We start from the raw sequence: 15,763 nt of genomic DNA, 5'->3' as shown, positions 1-15,763 counted from the left end.
GTTATTTTAGTGATCCTGACAGTTTTTTCTACCCTGAGCCCGCCAGAGTCCCTCTCCAAGTCACTGATCCGACTAGTTAGAAACAAAAAATGGCCCACATGGGGCCATCTTCAGCAGGCTATTCAGCCAAGGTTCAGGGAGTGGGCGCAAGGCCCCGTCGAATGCGCTTGATCCCCTCCTCATAGAGGCCATCTTCCCCTTCCTGATCTTCACGGGTATCGAAGATCTTGAGGAACCACATGTATTGACCCGGGTGGCGGGTCAGCTGGCGCTCCACGCTATCGTTCATGGCACAGGTATCGGCCAGCAGATCGTTGCTCGGGTAATCGGCGAAGGGGGCATCGATCTCCAGCCGGTAGCCGTGGGCCGCCTCATCGTAACAGGCCAGCACGGGCACCGCCTTGGCACCGGTCAGCTTCACCAGACGCGGCAGGGCCGGCAGGGTCGCCTTGGGATAATTGAAGAAGGGGGCGAAGATGCTCGCCTCGCGACCATGATCCTGATCCGGCAGATAGAAGAAGCTCAGACCGGACTTGACCGCCTTGATCACCGGTTTGATGCCGGCACTGCGCTCATAGACACGGCAGCCGTTCTTGGCACGCTCGCGGTTGATGTGCCAGTCGAACACCGGATTGCGGGCGCTCTTCATCATGGTGCACATGTTAAGGCCCTGGCGGGAGAAGTAGTAACCCGCCGCATCGATGGGCCAGCTGTGGGGAACCACCAGGATCACCGGCCGCCCGGCCGCCTGCTCGGCTTCGATATACTCCCAGCCGCTGACCTGGATGCGCTTCATCAGGTGTGCGGGGCTGCGCCAGGTGAACTCCCCAAACCCCAGCAGGCTCTTGAGGCCGACCCGGATGGAGGTCATCAGCAGGGCTTCCCGCTCAGCCTCGCTCTTGTCCTTGAAACAGATGGCGAGGTTGGTGCGGGCGATGTAGATCTGCTTCTTGGAGAACCTGAGCACCAGAGGTGCCAGTGCATCGGCCAGCTTGTCACGCCAGCGGGGCGGCACATAGGCGAACACGCCGAGCATGCCGAGGGCGAGCCAGCTTGGCCAGTAGCGGGGGCGTAGCAAACGGGACTGAAACGAGCAATCAAATACGGGATCTTGGGAGGACATGGATAGGTCAATTGATAGAGAACAGCATTGGCGGTCATCGTGACAGGTAATACCAGTGAACACCACCTTAATCTTGGCTGAATCAACGACTATTTAAGCCATCTCACGGATTGACAAATATAAAGCCGCCGGATTGCCCGGCCATGAGCTTCATGCATATCCCATCCCCCTGACGCAAAACAACACACCCCGCGAGGCGGGGTGTGTTGGGCATAGTGCAGAGGCGTGGCGCCTTAACGGTGAGCGGGCGTGCGCTGCGTCAGGCTCTGTGTCAGCGGCAAGCAGGCCATCAGGTAGCGCAGGGCCACATAGGTGACCACCAGGGTTGCCACGGCGAGCTCCAGATTGGCCAGCAGATGGAGCTGCTCCACATAGTGCGCCGCCTCAGGCCACTGCGACAGCAGATGACTGACCTTGTACAGGGCGGTGGCACCGATCACCAGGGGGAAGGTGAAGGCGGCAAAGCCCGGAGAGAACGGCAGACGCAGCAGCTTGAACAGGGAGAGATAGATGATCCCCGTCATCAGCACGGCGATCCCGAGCAGCACGGCCACCAGCAGCAGGGAGGGCTCGGCGGTCACGGTCAGGTAACCGGCCAGTGACAGGCTGGCGGGCGCGGCCAGGATGGCGATGGTCGGCTTGGCGGCATCCGGCACCTCATGGCTGAAGATGAGGCGATAGAGCATCAGCGGCAGCATCAGGCCATAGCAAATCAGGCCGAACCAGAGCAGGCCGTTGGCCAGCGCGGCGAAGGGGCCGCCCGGATAGGCGACGTCGGCGACGATGATCCCCACCGGCGGCACGAACCAGCTCGGCACCATGTGATGGATCTCGAACTCCTTGGCCCGGTGCCAGACAAAGGCGGCGAGGAACAATAGGTGCAGCACCACGGCGAACAGCCAGAGCCCCTGCCCCAAGGCCGGCGCCAACTGGCCGACGGCCTTGGAGACCACCATGGTGGCCATGGCATAGGTGGGCACCACGCTGCCGACCATGGGGTGGGCGAGATCCTGCCACAGCAGGCGCGGATGCAGCAGGAACTTGCCGGTGAGGATAAGGAGCAGCACGGCGGCGATGGCAGCCCCCAGCAATTGCAGGCGACCATCGAATTGACCGGCATTTTCCCAGCACCAGCCGAGGCTGGCGATCCCGAGAGCCAGCCCGGCCATGGGGGTCGGGGCGGCAGCCAGAGAACGACGGGTACGTGCGATCATGGTGGACATCCTCTTCTTGATGACGATGGCCATAGGATAAAGGGGACGTATCGTTTACGATATCTAAATGAATTGAATCAAGCGTTAAGGAAAACTAAACAACATGAAGCTCACCCTGCAACAACTCAAGGTGTTTGCCACCATCGCCCGCCACGGCAATCTGGGGTCGGCGGCGAACGAGCTTAGCCTCAGCAAGGGCGCCGTCTCCCAGTCGTTGCAGGAACTCGAGCGCCAGCTCTCGACCCCGCTGTTTGACAGGGTCCACCCCAGGTTGCAGCTCAACAGCGAGGGGCTCTTGCTGCAACCCGCCGCCGAGGAGCTGCTGACCCGGATGCAGGAGATAGAGCAGCTGTTCAGCCCCGACGCCGAGCCCGGCAGCCAGCTGCGCCTGGGGGCCAGCCAGACCATAGGCAACTATCTGCTGCCCACCCTGCTGGCGCACAGCGTCAAGGAGCTGGGGCAGCCGCCCCGGATCAACATCGCCAATACCCATCTGCTGTGTCACGCCCTCGCCCACTTCGAACTGGATCTCGCCCTCATCGAAGGGGAGAACCATCATCCCGAGCTGTTAAGCGAACCCTGGCTCGAGGACGAGATGCTGATCATCGCCCCTCCCGATCACCCCCTGGCCGGGCGTCTCGAGCTGCCCCTCAGTCAGCTCGCCGGCGAGACCTGGGTACTGCGCGAACCCCAATCCGGCAGCCGGGAGCAGTTCGAGCAGCAGCTTCAACCCAGATTGCCACGTTGGCAGGCGGGGCTTGAACTCAACACCCTGGAGGCGGTGATGCTGGCGGTGGAACAGGGTCTGGGCCTCTCCTTCATCTCCCGATTGGCGGTGGCGGACAGGCTCGCGAGTGGCCGCCTGGTGGCCCTCACCCCCAGCCGCCGCTTCCCGCGCCAGCTCTTCCTCGTCTGGCACAAACAGAAATATCACTCCGCCACCCTGCGCCGCTTCCTCGCCTTTTGCCGTACCCAGCAACTTCCCGGGCTTCGCTCGGGCAATGAGGACGGCGATACACCGGCCTGAGGCGTCGCACGACGCTCGATGACAAAGGCAGCGAAGAGCTGGCCTGATGTAAGAGTGATGACCCAATGACAGAGGGCGCCGCGGCGCCCTCTGTTGATCAAGACAACATCCTCGTGAGTGATCACGTCTCTGCTGGACGAGCGGGTGCCAACCCGGCCTCGACCCAGCCCAGCACCTGCCGGGTCAGGGCCTGGGGCAGCCAGGGAGAGTCCAGCAGGCCATCCTGCACGCAGCGGGCGAAGTGATCCGCCTCGTGCTGCATGCCGCCCCCCTCCACCGGCTGGACGATATCCTGGGGCCAGGACATGGGCGGCACTTCCCCCTGCAGGCGCACCCCCTGGGGATTCCACCATTTGCCCTCGATCACCAGTGACCAGCCAGCGCCCGTGAGCGAGGCCGCCTTGTCGAGATCCTCCACGATGGAGGCCCCCAGCTCGGCGGGCAGCGCCCCGTCGAAGACAAAGCGGGCGCTCAGGTCCACCTCCCCGGGCGATCGCTGCAACTGCACCTCGGGAGCACCCGCTGCCAGCCCCAACTGCCGGCAGAAGGCGGCATAGAGCCAGAGGGGATAGACCCCCACATCCCAAGCGGCTCCCCCGTCCAGGGCGGGATCGAACAGCTTGCCCTCCCGGGGCGGGGCCGAGCCGAATGCCGCCCGCAGGGACAGAGGGCCCGGCAGCGCGGGCAGGCGCGAAAGCAGGGTGCGCATGGCGGGGAAGCACATCACCTTCATGGCTTCGAGCAGCAGCACCTTGTGCTGCCGGGCGAGCGCGACCAGTTCATCCCAATCATCAAGACGGGTGACGGCAGGTTTTTCTACCAGCACGTGCTTGCCTGCCAGCAGCATCTCCCTGATGAGGGGGGCATGCTGTGGGTGGATCACCGCCACATAGACGGCGTCCACCTCGGGGCTCAGGGCCAGGGCCTGATAGCTGCCAAAGGCATGCGACAGGCCCTGCTCGGTCGCAAAGCTGTCGGCCCGCGCCTGATCCCGGGCGGCGATGGCCACCACCCGCCCCAGGCTGGCGTGCTGGTTGACGTCACGGCAAAAACGCCGGGCGATGGCACCGGCGCCGGCAATTCCCCAGCGCAGTGGCGCTGCCTTTCCCTCTGCTTGCATCTGATCTCCTGATAATGCTCGGCGCTCTTGCCCCACCTGGCGCTCTTACGCCTTGGCCAGGCTGCGCAGCCAACTAATTTCATCTCCCCAGATGGACTCGTCGATGGTCTCGAGGATGAGGGGGATGTTGTCAAAGCGGTCGTCGTTCATGATGTGGTGGAACACCGCCTCACCGAGGTTGCCCTGTTGCAGGCTGTGGTGGCGATCCACCCGGCTACCGAAGGTACACTTGGCACCGTTGATATGCATCCCCTTGAGGTATTCAAAGCCGACGATGCGATCGAAATCGGCGAAGACCTGGGCGCAGCTCTCGGCGCTGCGCAGATCGTAACCGGCGGCGAAGGCGTGGCAGGTGTCGAAACAGACCCCGACCCGGCTCTTGTCCTCCACCCCCTCGATGATGGTGGCCAGGTGTTCGAACGACCAGCCCAGGTTGGTTCCCTGACCGGCGGTGTTTTCGATGATGGCGCTCACCCCCTGGCTGCGCTCCAGCGCCCAGTTGATGGACTCGCTCACCAGTTTCAGGCTGGCGGCCTCCGGGATCTGCTTCAAGTGGCTGCCGGGGTGGAAGTTGAGGTAGCAGAGCCCGAGCTGTTCGCAGCGCTTCATCTCATCGAGGAAGGCATCCCGGGATTTGGCGAGGCCGTCGGGATCCGGGTGCCCCAGGTTGATGAGGTAGCTGTCGTGGGGCAGGATCTGCTCGGGGCGAAAACCCGCCTTCTCGCAGGCGGACTTGAAGGCGCGGATGCTGGCGTCCGAGAGCGGCGCCGCCTGCCACTGGCGCTGATTCTTGGTGAACAGGGCGAAGGCGTTGGCTCCGATAGCCTGGGCACGGGCGATGCAATTCTCCACCCCGCCGGCCGCACTGACATGGGCACCGATAAATTTCATAGGATCTCCTCTTTGGGGCGCCATTATGCCCAAGCCCGGTCCGCGCGCCAAACCGGGATCTTCGATGGCCGCCATAGAAAAGGCGCCCGCAGGCGCCTCCCTTGCATGACGGGCCCGACGATGTGGCCATGGGCAACCCGCGTCATGCCCGGGTTATCTATCCGGGGTGGCATTCAACCCGGTTGCGGCCATTGCGTTTGGCCGCATACAAGGCGCCATCGGCTCGCTTCAGGATGGCGCTGAGCTCGGTGTCTTGCGCCGACAGGTGTGAAAAGCCGATGCTGCCGGTCAACCTGATGGTATTGCCCTCATAGGTGATGGGGTGCGTTTCAATCAGGGTGCGAATATCATTTAATATCAACTGGCAGATATCAGGCTGGCTGCCTGAAATAATGATGGCAAACTCTTCCCCGCCAATACGGGCAAAGACATCGTCTTTTCTTATTATTGTCTTGATGACGCTCGCGACCTCTTTCAAGACATAGTCGCCGGCATCATGCCCATATTTATCGTTCAGGTTTTTAAAGTGATCCAGATCCAATATACCGATGGTGAGCGGTATCTCTGCCAGCCGGGAGAGGATCAATCTGCGCTCCCCTTCATGCATGAAAGCCCGCCGATTCGCTGTCTCCGTCAAATAATCTGTCGATGCCTGCAGCTCCATCTCGGTCACTTTGAGATGCAACTGGATATTCAGTGCCAACCAGTTCGCCAGACATTGCAATATGATGGCATGTTCGAGGCTGTAATATGACGGCTGGTGGTGCGCGACATTCAAGGTGCCGATGCAGCTCTTGCCCTGTATCATGGGGGCATCCATGCAGCTGCCCATCCCGTGCTGGGACAATATTTTACAGTCAAGGTCAGCGGAGCTGCCCAAATCATCGCAGATCCGCAACACGCCGGTTGAAAATACCCTCCCCACCATAGTGCCTTGTATTGGAACCAATGACTCCATGGGGATGGCATTATTTCCCATCACGGCATATAGCCGCAGTGATGTCTCATTCTCTTTGATGGTAATACTGGCGCGTTCGGCAGAGAAAATATGAAATATCCAGTTTGCCATCACATTCAACACATCCTGAAGGGAGACGGCTTGTGTCAGATCCTGAATAAAGGCAATGGGCAGGGTTATTTTCTTGCCTGGATCGGCATGAGACAGAAAATCGGGGTCAAATACTCGCTCATCATGATGCATATATACCTCACACAACGCCCTGCACTCTGCGGTGGGCCCTTGCCACGCCATCAGGCGTTCAGATAACTGCCTATACGCTTTTGCGAGAGTATAACAATCATGCGGGTTCTGAAACGCTTATCATCAATACGCCGTCCTTGTGAGCAAATGACAGACCCATAAAAACAATACTGACTATAAGGCGTGATGAAAGGGCGCCACCGCTCACACCCAGGATTGTGGCGCTCCTCTTGCCGTTATCTCCCCCTTCTTCGGGTGCCAATCACTCACAATGAACGAGGCGCCCGCAGGCGCCCCGTTTCGTTGTGCCAAGGCGATGATCAATAATCGAGACCGGCGCCGTAGGCAAAGAGGGGATCCTGGGAGTCGCTCGCCACGTCCGAGTCCTGAGCCAGCACCGCCTGCCAGCTGGAGGGAAGCTCGAAGGGCAGCTTGCCGCGGGCCTTGGCCTTGCCGCTCATCACATCGAACAGCGCCTGATCCAGTGCCCCGAAGTTAGCCAGCAGCACCTGGGCCGCCGGCGCCACCTCGGTCAGGATGGCGGGTCTGTCCAGATAGACCGACAGCACCAGGGGCACCCCGGCTTGCTGGATGGCCTGGATCTCCGCCAGTTCATCGCTGCCGTGATAGCTGCCCTCGTGAGCCGTCTCCTGCACCACCTGATCCGCACTGGCAAAGCCAAGCTGACCGAAGTGGATGGTGCCGAACGGGAAGCGCGCATCCTGCTCACCCGGGGTGTTGACCCGGGCGATGGCCAGATCCGCCTGCGCCAGATCCGTCACCACCGTGTAGCCATTGGCCTTGGCCACCTCGGCATTGACCTGGTAGAGGTAGACCCGTTTGCCCTCGGGCTGCATGGGCAGCATTGAACCCTCATTCTTCAGCAGCACATGGGCCGCGGCCTGGGCGGCCTGGGCCTCTTGCTGGAACTCGGCCTTGCCCACCAGGGCGACGGCGGCCGTGGTATCCACATAGGGATCCTCAAACAGCCCCAGCTCGAATTTCTGCTCCAGGATGCGGCGGGCGGCGGTGGAGAGCTGCGCCTCGCTCACCAGCCCGGCTTGCACCGCTTCCAACAGTGGCGCCGGATCCTCCACCCCGCCGAATTGATCCACCCCGGCGGTGATCGCCTTGGCGTAGCGCTGGGCCTGGGTCAACTTCTCCACCCCCCAGGACATGCCAAAGGGTACCGTCCAGGGGCTGACTCCAGCGCTCAGCTCCGCCTGGCTCAACCCTTCCTCGCAGCGGCTGTTGCAGTCATTGACGATGCCCCAGTCGCTCAGCACCACTCCTTCAAAGCCGAAATGGCCGCGCAAGAGATCGGTGAGGATCTGGCGATTGAAGCCAAAGCCCACCTCCTCGATGGCCTGGCCCTCATAGGTCAGCCCCTGTGGCAGGGCGTAATAGGGCATGACGGCCCCGACCTTGGCCTCGAAGGCCCCCTCGAAGGGCACCAGGTGATAGGCAAAGTTGTTGCCCGGGTAGACCTGCTCCTTGCCCCAGGGGTTGTGGGCATCCAGCCCATCCTTCTGGGGGCCGGCGCCGGCAAAATGCTTGACCACGGTGACCACGCTCTCCTTGCCGATCCCGCCATCCCCCTGCTGGAAGCCTTCGATGTAAGCCTTGACCAGGGACTTGGCGGCCCGGTTGTTCTCGCCAAAGGTGCCATTGATACGGCCCCAACGCGGCTCGGTGGCGAGATCCGCCTGGGGAGATAGGGCCTCCTGGATGCCCACCGCCCTGTACTCCTGGCGGGCGATGTCGGCGAAGCGGCGCACCAGCTCGGCATCGCCGATGGCAGCGAAGCCCAGCGTCTCCGGCCATTGGGAGAAGGCACCGGCGGCGATGCTGGTGGCCTTGGGATCGTTGGTGAAGTGGTTGCGGGGATCCGTGCTGACGGTCATGGGAATGCCGAGCCCCACCCCTTCCAGCAACGCCTGGATCTGGTTGTTGTCCTCGGCGATGGCCGCAGGATCGCCCGCCATCCGGGTGATGAAGGTGTTGACTCCATCGGTCTTGAGCATCTTGTCCATGGCGGTGAGATTGATGCGCCCTTCCCCATCGAGCACCAGGGTGCCGTGCATCATCAGCCCCGCCTTCTGAGCCAAGGTGAGGCGACCCACCAGATCCTCTGCCCGTTCGGCGGCGCCGAGGCGCCAGTCTTCATAGGGGGTCAGGTTGCCGCTGCCATCCAGATCCTTGAACTGCAAGCCATCCTGCTCGATCAGGCTGGCGGTGCGATGGCCCAGGGTGGGCTGCGCGGGCTTGGGGGTAGAGTCGTTGTCATTGCACCCGGCCAGCAGCAGGGCACCGATGGTCAGGGCGAGCGGGGTCATCGCGAGACGATGGATGTTCATTATTGTTCTCTTCCTTGTGTGTGTAGGTCCGGCCACTCTAGGCAAAACGGACCCGCCTCACTTGCCATTCGGGTGCAGGAAGTTGACGGTTGGGAGCAGATGTCAAAATTGTGAAAAGGGTTGCAGGATTACTTTTAGTTACAAAGTTGAAACATTAAGAGGAAGCTGGCTCACAACAATTTTTCGCGACTGGCCGATGATGATGGGCCATCGTCGACAAGGATTTCGCCGTGAAAACCGTCTCAAACCGGATCGCCCTGCACTGCCTCAACCACTGGCAGCGGCAGGGACGGGATCCGGATCAACTGCTGCAGGGTGCCGGCATCGCCAGAGAGGAGCTGATCCTCCCCCATGGCCGCATCGATGCGCCGCGTCACTTCCGGCTGCTGGCCCAGGTCGCCCCCCACATGGATCTGGCGCGCAACTGGGCGCCCCCCTCCCTCACCGGGCTCTTCACCGATTACCTGCCGCTGGCGAGCCTCTGCTGCAACGCGGCCAGCTGGCGTCAGGCGCTGCACTTTTTCACCGCCTTTCGCCCCCTCATCGGCGAGTGCGACCGGATCACCTTGCAGGAAGGGGATGAACTCGCGCGGATCAGCTACCACTCGGAGTCCGATCACCCGGATGTCGTCGCCATGAGCAGTCTCGCCAACCTGTGTCATCTCTACGCCCTGCTCCAGTTCTACCACCCGGGGGCCGGCCAGCTGATGCTGCCGACACCGGTGCGACCCAGGTTGTGGCGCGAACTGGCGGCCTGGCTGGGAGGACGATTGCGGCTCGGAGATGGTTATCGGCTCTGCTTCCCCGTCCAGCTGCTGGATCAGGCCTATGGGAACCACAACGCCCCCCTGCAACCCCTGCTGCTGGAAGAGCTGGATACCCAGATGCAGCGATTGCGCCCCAGCCCCCACTACAAGGAGCGAGTGCTCGGCCTCATCCGCCATCAGCTGTGGCAGCAGGAGGCGGATCCGCGCACCTTGCTCGCCTGCATCTGCGAGGCCCTGCGATTGACCCGCTGGACCCTGCACCGCCACCTGCGTGAAGAGGGTTGCCACTTCTCGGCCCTGCTGGAGCAGGTGCGCCGGGAGGAGGCCTGCCGCCTGTTGCAAGATCCCAGCCTGCAGCTGCAGGAGGTGGGGGGGCGGCTCGGCTTCGCCAGCCAGAGCAGCTTCACCCGCTTCTTCAAGGAGGCATTCGCCCTCTCCCCGAGCCAGTACCGCTCAAGGCGCAGCCGGGCCTGACGCTTCGCCAAGGGCATCCGTCAACAATGCTCCCAGCCAGTGGATGAAGGTCTGCACCCTGGGGGCCAGGTGGCGGCGATGGGCATAGAGGGCGTGGATGGGCAGGGGCGGTGCCTGCCAGGCGGGCAGGATGATCACCAGCTCGCCGCTCGCCAGCAGCGGCTCCACCCCGACTCGCGGTATCTGTATGATGCCAAGTCCCGCCTGGGCCGCCGCCAGATAGGATTCGCTATCGTTCACCGTGAGACTGGCCCTCATGGGCAGCGTGGCGGGGCGTTCATCCTCCCCGAGGTATTCAAACCCGGGCTCGCCGCGCCCCTGGCCCGAACCGTAATGGATCAGCCGATGCTGACCGAGATCGGCCAGGCTCTGCGGCACCCCGTGGGCGGCCAGGTAGCCCGCGCTGGCACAGTTGATCTGGCGATAGTGACCCAGGGGCCGCGCCACCAGGCTGGAGGGCTCGAGCGTGCCGACCCGCACGACACAGTCGAACCCTTCCCGCACCAGATCCACCCGCCTGTCCGTGCTGCTCAGCATCAGTTGCAGAGCCGGATGGGCGGCCAGAAAGGCAGGCAGCGCCGGGATCACCAGGTGGCGGGCCATCCGGCTCGGCATGTCCACCCGCAACTGGCCCGCGATCTGCCCCGTCTGCCGGAACAGGCCGTCAAACTCCTCCATGTCCGCCAGCAGATCCCGGCAGCGGGCGTAACAGAGCTGGCCGTCCGTGGTGAGCTGCACCCGCCGGGTGGTGCGCTGCAGCAGCCGGGTGCCCATGTGCTCCTCCAGTCGCCGGATGGCGGCGGAGAGGGTCGCCTTGGGGATCCCCAGCTGCTCGGCGCAGCGGCTGAAGCTCTCGAGTTCGGCGACCCGCACGAACATCCTCATTCCATCCAGTTGGTCCATGGTCATTGTTATCCAAATCGGAACAGTGCATTCATTATCGCCATCTTTATCCAGCATGAAAGCACCAATAGAGTGAAGGGGTCGGCTCGCCATGAGCCCTTCATCATTCAGACAGGAGCCATACCATGACCAGACCCATCGCCCTCATCACGGGGGCCAGCCGCGGCCTTGGCAGACACGGTGCCCTGGCCCTCGCCGCCAGGGGCGTCGATCTCATCATCACCTACCGCAGCCAGGCCGGGGAAGCGGCCGAGGTGGTCGCCAAGGCCGAGGCCCTGGGGGTCAGGGCCCGGGCGCTCGCGCTGGATGTGGCAGAGAGCGCCAGCTTCCCCGCCTTCGCGGACGCGGTGCGCCTGCTGCTGGCGCAAACCTGGCAGCGCGACCGCTTCGACTACCTGGTCAACAACGCCGGCATCGGCATCCATGCCAGCTTCGAGCAGACCACTGAGCAGCAGTTCGACACCCTGCTCAACATCCATTTGAAGGGGCCCTTCTTCCTGACCCAGACCCTGCTGCCCCTTCTCGCGGATGGTGGCCGCATCCTCAATGTCTCCACCGGTCTGACCCGCTTCGCCCTGCCGGGCTATGCCGCCTACGCGGCCATGAAGGGGGGCGTCGAAGTGCTCAGCCACTACCTTGCCAAGGAGCTGGGTCCGCGGGGCATTGCGGTCAATGTGCTGGCTCCCGGCGCCATCGAGACCGACTTTGGCGGCGGCGCCGTGCGTGACAATCCGGCCCTCAACGACTTCGTGGCGAGCCAGACGGCGCTCGGCCGGGTCGGCCAGCCCGATGACATCGGCGACGTCATCGCCGCCCTGCTCTCCACGGACAGCCGCTGGATCAACGCCCAGCGCATCGAGGCGTCCGGCGGCATGTTTATCTAGGCAGTGCGGAGCGCCGCTCCCCGCCATCCTCTGCCGATGCAAACGAAAAAGGCCCCTGCGGGGGCCTTTTCATCTGGAAGTGACATCCTGTTTGGCAAGGACTCAGAGCGACTCGCCACCGCTGGCAATCACCGACTGATACCAGTGGAAGCTCTCCTTCTTGATGCGGCGCAGGGACCCGCCCTGCTCGTCCCTGTCCACATAGACGAAGCCGTAGCGCTTCTGGTAGCCGTTGAGCCAGCTCAGGATGTCGGTGAAGGACCAGGCGCAGTAGCCGAGCAGTTCGACCCCGTCCTGCAGCGCCTCCTGGCAAGCCTTCAGGTGGCTCTGCAGGTAAGCGATGCGGTAGTCGTCGTGCACCTTGTCCCCCGCCGCCAGCTTGTCGAATTCACCCAGACCGTTCTCGGTGATCATCAGCGGCAGACCGTAGCGGGACGAGAGGCGACGCAGGGCGATGCGCATCCCGGTGGGGTCGATGGCCCAGTCCCAGTTGCTGGTCTCGAGGTGCGGGTTCGGGGTGGTCTTGTAGAGTCCCGGCACGCCGCTGGAGGGAGTGGTACCCTTCTGCCCCGTGGTGTTGATGCGCTGCATGGTCTGGCCACCGATGGGATTGTCGGTGAAGGTCAGGGTGTAGTAGTAGTTCACCCCGATGTAATCCGGCGTGCCCTCGCGCAAGAGTTCCAGATCCCCCGGCAGGATCTCGGGGGCTTCGCCCGTCTCCCTCAGGTAGGCGAGCGCCGCCTGGGGGTAGCGGCCGAAGCAGTAGGCGTCCAGCCACCAGAGGTTGGTGAACTCTTCCGCGTTTTCGAACGCCAGCATGTCGCTCGGGGCGCAGGAAGCGGGATAGGCAGGGGAATAGGCGAAGCTCGGGCCGATGAGGCCACTCGGCACGTGCTGGCGGAACGCCTTGATGACCCGGGCGTTGGCCAGGAATGCCACGTGGTTGGCGGCGAAGAAACGTTTCCTGTCCTGCACGGCGGGCGGATGAGTCCCCAGCTGGTAGGCATTGGTCAGGTTATAATTCTGCTCATTGAGTGAAACCCAATATTTTACCTTGCCAGCGAAGCGCTGATAGAGGGTGACGCAGTAGTGTTCGAAGTCATCGATGATGCGCCTGTCTTCCCAGCCGCCGTATTCGTCCTGCAGCGCCTGGGGCAGATCCCAGTGATAGAGGGTCAGCACCGGTTCGATCCCGTGCGCCAGCAGGCTGTCGATCAGCCGGTCGTAGAAGGCGAGGCCCGCCTCGTTCACCGCACCGCGACCGGTCGGGAAGATGCGCGGCCAGCTCACCGAGAAGCGATAGGCCTTGAGCCCCATCTCGGCCATCAGCGCCACGTCTTCTTCGACGCGATGGTAGTGATCCACCGCCACGTCGCCGTTGCTGCCCTGGAACGTCTTGCCCGGCAGCTTGGTGAAGCTGTCCCACACCGAGGGGCCCTTGCCATCGGCATCCCAGGCCCCTTCCACCTGATAGGCGGCGGAGGCGGCGCCCCAGAGGAAATCGGCGGGGAACCCTTTGTACTTGGCATGATGCATCTGGTCTGTCTCCTTCTGCTTGAACGAGTGAGTGCCGCACTGCCTGGGCACCCCGAATGAATTGGCATCAGCATCGAACAGATCTAGAATTCCGTCCAATGACATTTTTGACCACTCAAGATTCCGCATAGGAATGATGGAGCCGCGATGGAACTGAGAGATCTGAAGGCCTTCGTCACCCTGGGGGAGGTGCTGCACTTTGGCCAGGCGGCAGCCCGCCAGCACATCACCCAGTCCGCCCTGAGCAAACAGATCAAACGGCTGGAGGCCCAGTGGGGAGGCGAGCTGTTCGAGCGCAGCGCCAGCAGCACCCGGCTGACCGGGCTCGGCCGCGCCCTCTACCCGGATGCCTGCGCCCTCATCGCCCAGAGTGAACAGCTCGATCGCACCGCCCGCGATGTGCTGGCGGGCAACGGCGGCACCCTGCGCATCGGCTTCGGGGTCGCCACCAAGCTGCTGGTGCCCGCCGCCATCGCCCGTTTTCGCGCCGAGCGCCCCAAGGTCAATATCGAGCTCAACGATCTCTCCACCCATCACCAGTTGCTGGCGCTGGCGGAGGGGCGCCTCGATCTCGGCTTCTGCCGCCTGCCCGCCCCCAAAGGTTGGCACTTTCTGCCGGTGGTTCGCGCCCATTTCATCGCCGTCCTGCCCGCGAGTTACACCGGGATAACGACACTCGCGGATCTGGTGGACAAGCCGCTGGCCGTATTGCGCCGGGACAAGGCCCCCTCCTTTCACGATCAGTTCGTCCATTATCTGGCCCAGAGCGGGCTGCGTTTTCGGGATATCCAGTATGTGAACGACTTCGCCGCCGGGGTCGCCACCGCGGCGGCGGGCATAGCCTGGACCCTGGTCCCCTCCTCCACCACCATCGAACATCCGGACGTCATCACCCTGCCCCTGACTGCGCCCGAGGCAAGCTGGATCATCGGCCTGATCCGCCCGCCTGGTGGCGACAATCCCCTCATCGACGCCTTCTGGCAGACGGTGGCGGCCCTGCGAGAGCCGGATCTCGCGCCCCTGCCGGCCGAATGACCCGGGTCGATCACCGCGTGCATTGCCCTTGTCTGCCGGATTATATTGACTCCTGCCTTGAGGGTTCTTGCCTTCGGGTCAACACTCCATGGGCACCGCGGGCGGCACGGGCAACTCGCCCTGGCCACCGCCTCTTCCAACGGGCATCAGGCCCTGCAACAAGCGAGAACACCATGACGATGAGAGTACTCGGTTACGCCGCCCAGTCGGCCCAGGCGCCTTTGGCCCCCTTCCATGTCGAACGCCGGGATCCCCGTGCCGATGATGTGGTGATCGAGATCCAGTATTGCGGCGTCTGCCACTCGGACTTGCACAATGCCCGCAACGACTGGGGCAACAGCCACTACCCCCTGGTGCCTGGTCACGAGATCATCGGCCGGGTCAGCCGGGTCGGCAGCGCCGTGACCCGTTTCAAGCCCGGGGACAGAGTGGGGGTCGGCTGCATGGTCGACTCCTGCCAGCACTGCGCCCCCTGCGAGCGAGGGCTGGAGCAGTTTTGCGACGAGTTTCCCACTCTCACCTACAACGGCGTCGACAGGCAGGACAAACGCCCCACCTTCGGCGGCTATTCGCAGCAGATCGTCACCCGTGACAAGTTCGTGCTGCACATCCCGGACGGGCTGGACCTGGCGGGAGCCGCGCCCCTGCTCTGCGCCGGCATCACCACCTGGTCCCCGCTGCGGCACTGGCAGGCGGGGCCTGGCAAGCAGGTCGCCGTCGTCGGTCTCGGCGGGCTCGGCCACATGGCCCTGAAGCTCGCCAATGCGCTGGGGGCCGAGGTGACCCTGTTTACCCGCTCCCCCGGCAAGGAGGAGGACGCCTACCGGCTCGGGGCCCACCGGGTGGTCATCTCCAGCGATGATGCCCAGATGGCCGCGGCCAGGGGGACGTTCGATCTCATCATCGACACCGTGCCCTATGTGCACGATCTCAACCCCTACCTACCGACCCTGGCCATCGACGGCACCCTGGTGCTGGTGGGCTATCTTGGGGATCTCAACCCCCTGCTCAGCACGGTTCCCCTGGTCATGGGCCGCAAGTCGGTGGCGGGATCCCTCATCGGCGGCATCAAGGAGACCCAGGAGATGCTGGATTTCTGCGGCCAGCACGGCATCACCTCGGACGTGGAGACCATCGCCATCCAGGCGATCAATGACGCCTACGAGCGCATGCTCAACAGCGACGTCAAGTATCGCTTCGTCATCGACATGGCCTCCCTCAAGGGCTGAAG

General features: G+C 63.3%; 13 protein-coding genes. 5 read left to right on the top strand and 8 right to left on the bottom strand.

What is annotated here, in order from left to right:
• Nucleotides 1–133: 133 nt before the first annotated feature.
• Together ACW5W7_RS04080 and ACW5W7_RS04075 are read right to left on the bottom strand one after the other, a co-directional pair.
• The gene (locus ACW5W7_RS04080) at nt 134–1,123 is read right to left on the bottom strand and encodes a lipid A biosynthesis (KDO)2-(lauroyl)-lipid IVA acyltransferase (protein ID WP_456500850.1); all 990 of its coding nucleotides are present in this window, start codon (nt 1,121–1,123) and stop codon (nt 134–136) included.
• 233 nt (nt 1,124–1,356) lie between these two features.
• Nucleotides 1,357–2,337 (bottom strand): TDT family transporter, encoded by a 981-nt coding sequence (locus tag ACW5W7_RS04075; RefSeq protein ID WP_456500849.1) that lies wholly within the window; start codon nt 2,335–2,337, stop codon nt 1,357–1,359.
• Nucleotides 2,338–2,440: 103 nt separating this feature from the next.
• On the opposite strand from ACW5W7_RS04075, the gene ACW5W7_RS04070 reads away from it, so the two are divergent.
• A complete protein-coding gene (locus tag ACW5W7_RS04070; protein ID WP_456500848.1) occupies nt 2,441–3,364 on the top strand; it encodes a LysR substrate-binding domain-containing protein in 924 nt (307 codons plus the stop codon).
• 121 nt (nt 3,365–3,485) lie between these two features.
• Here ACW5W7_RS04070 and ACW5W7_RS04065 read toward each other — a convergent pair whose 3' ends face one another.
• The 4 genes from ACW5W7_RS04065 to ACW5W7_RS04050 all read right to left on the bottom strand — a co-directional run bounded on the left by ACW5W7_RS04065 (nt 3,486) and on the right by ACW5W7_RS04050 (nt 8,933).
• Nucleotides 3,486–4,484 (bottom strand): Gfo/Idh/MocA family protein, encoded by a 999-nt coding sequence (locus ACW5W7_RS04065; RefSeq protein WP_456500847.1) that lies wholly within the window; start codon nt 4,482–4,484, stop codon nt 3,486–3,488.
• 45 nt (nt 4,485–4,529) lie between these two features.
• Nucleotides 4,530–5,375: a deoxyribonuclease IV gene (nfo, locus tag ACW5W7_RS04060; RefSeq protein WP_349922146.1), complete on the bottom strand. Its 846-nt coding sequence runs from the start codon at nt 5,373–5,375 to the stop codon at nt 4,530–4,532.
• A gap of 157 nt (nt 5,376–5,532) precedes the next feature.
• Nucleotides 5,533–6,576, bottom strand: coding sequence for a diguanylate cyclase (locus tag ACW5W7_RS04055; RefSeq protein ID WP_456500846.1), 1,044 nt, complete (start codon nt 6,574–6,576; stop codon nt 5,533–5,535).
• A gap of 320 nt (nt 6,577–6,896) precedes the next feature.
• Nucleotides 6,897–8,933, bottom strand: coding sequence for a glycoside hydrolase family 3 protein (locus tag ACW5W7_RS04050; RefSeq protein WP_349922144.1), 2,037 nt, complete (start codon nt 8,931–8,933; stop codon nt 6,897–6,899).
• A 230-nt stretch (nt 8,934–9,163) separates the two neighbouring features.
• On the opposite strand from ACW5W7_RS04050, the gene ACW5W7_RS04045 reads away from it, so the two are divergent.
• Entirely contained in the window at nt 9,164–10,174 is a 1,011-nt protein-coding gene (locus ACW5W7_RS04045; RefSeq protein ID WP_456500845.1) for a helix-turn-helix domain-containing protein, read from the top strand.
• Here the strand turns inward: ACW5W7_RS04045 and ACW5W7_RS04040 are convergent.
• A complete protein-coding gene (locus tag ACW5W7_RS04040) occupies nt 10,154–11,077 on the bottom strand; it encodes a LysR family transcriptional regulator (RefSeq protein WP_456500844.1) in 924 nt (307 codons plus the stop codon). The genes ACW5W7_RS04045 and ACW5W7_RS04040 overlap by 21 nt on opposite strands.
• A 125-nt stretch (nt 11,078–11,202) precedes the next feature.
• Between ACW5W7_RS04040 and ACW5W7_RS04035 the strand changes: the two genes are divergently transcribed.
• The gene (locus ACW5W7_RS04035) at nt 11,203–11,961 is read left to right on the top strand and encodes an SDR family NAD(P)-dependent oxidoreductase (RefSeq protein WP_456500843.1); all 759 of its coding nucleotides are present in this window, start codon (nt 11,203–11,205) and stop codon (nt 11,959–11,961) included.
• Nucleotides 11,962–12,063: 102 nt separating this feature from the next.
• Here the strand turns inward: ACW5W7_RS04035 and ACW5W7_RS04030 are convergent, their stop codons facing one another.
• The gene (locus tag ACW5W7_RS04030; protein WP_456500842.1) at nt 12,064–13,497 is read right to left on the bottom strand and encodes a glycoside hydrolase family 1 protein; all 1,434 of its coding nucleotides are present in this window, start codon (nt 13,495–13,497) and stop codon (nt 12,064–12,066) included.
• Nucleotides 13,498–13,644: 147 nt separating this feature from the next.
• Between ACW5W7_RS04030 and ACW5W7_RS04025 the strand changes: the two genes are divergently transcribed.
• Both ACW5W7_RS04025 and ACW5W7_RS04020 read left to right on the top strand, forming a co-directional pair.
• On the top strand, nt 13,645–14,532 hold the full coding sequence (locus ACW5W7_RS04025; protein WP_456500841.1) for a LysR family transcriptional regulator: 888 nt from the start codon (nt 13,645–13,647) through the stop codon (nt 14,530–14,532).
• A 173-nt stretch (nt 14,533–14,705) separates the two neighbouring features.
• On the top strand, nt 14,706–15,761 hold the full coding sequence (locus tag ACW5W7_RS04020; protein ID WP_456500840.1) for an NAD(P)-dependent alcohol dehydrogenase: 1,056 nt from the start codon (nt 14,706–14,708) through the stop codon (nt 15,759–15,761).
• The last annotated feature ends 2 nt before the right edge of the window (nt 15,762–15,763 follow it).

The sequence above is a fragment of the Aeromonas intestinalis genome (genome assembly GCF_054052485.1).
The sequence above is the reverse complement of the archived record's forward strand: the minus strand, read 5'-3'. Positions and strand labels throughout refer to the sequence as shown.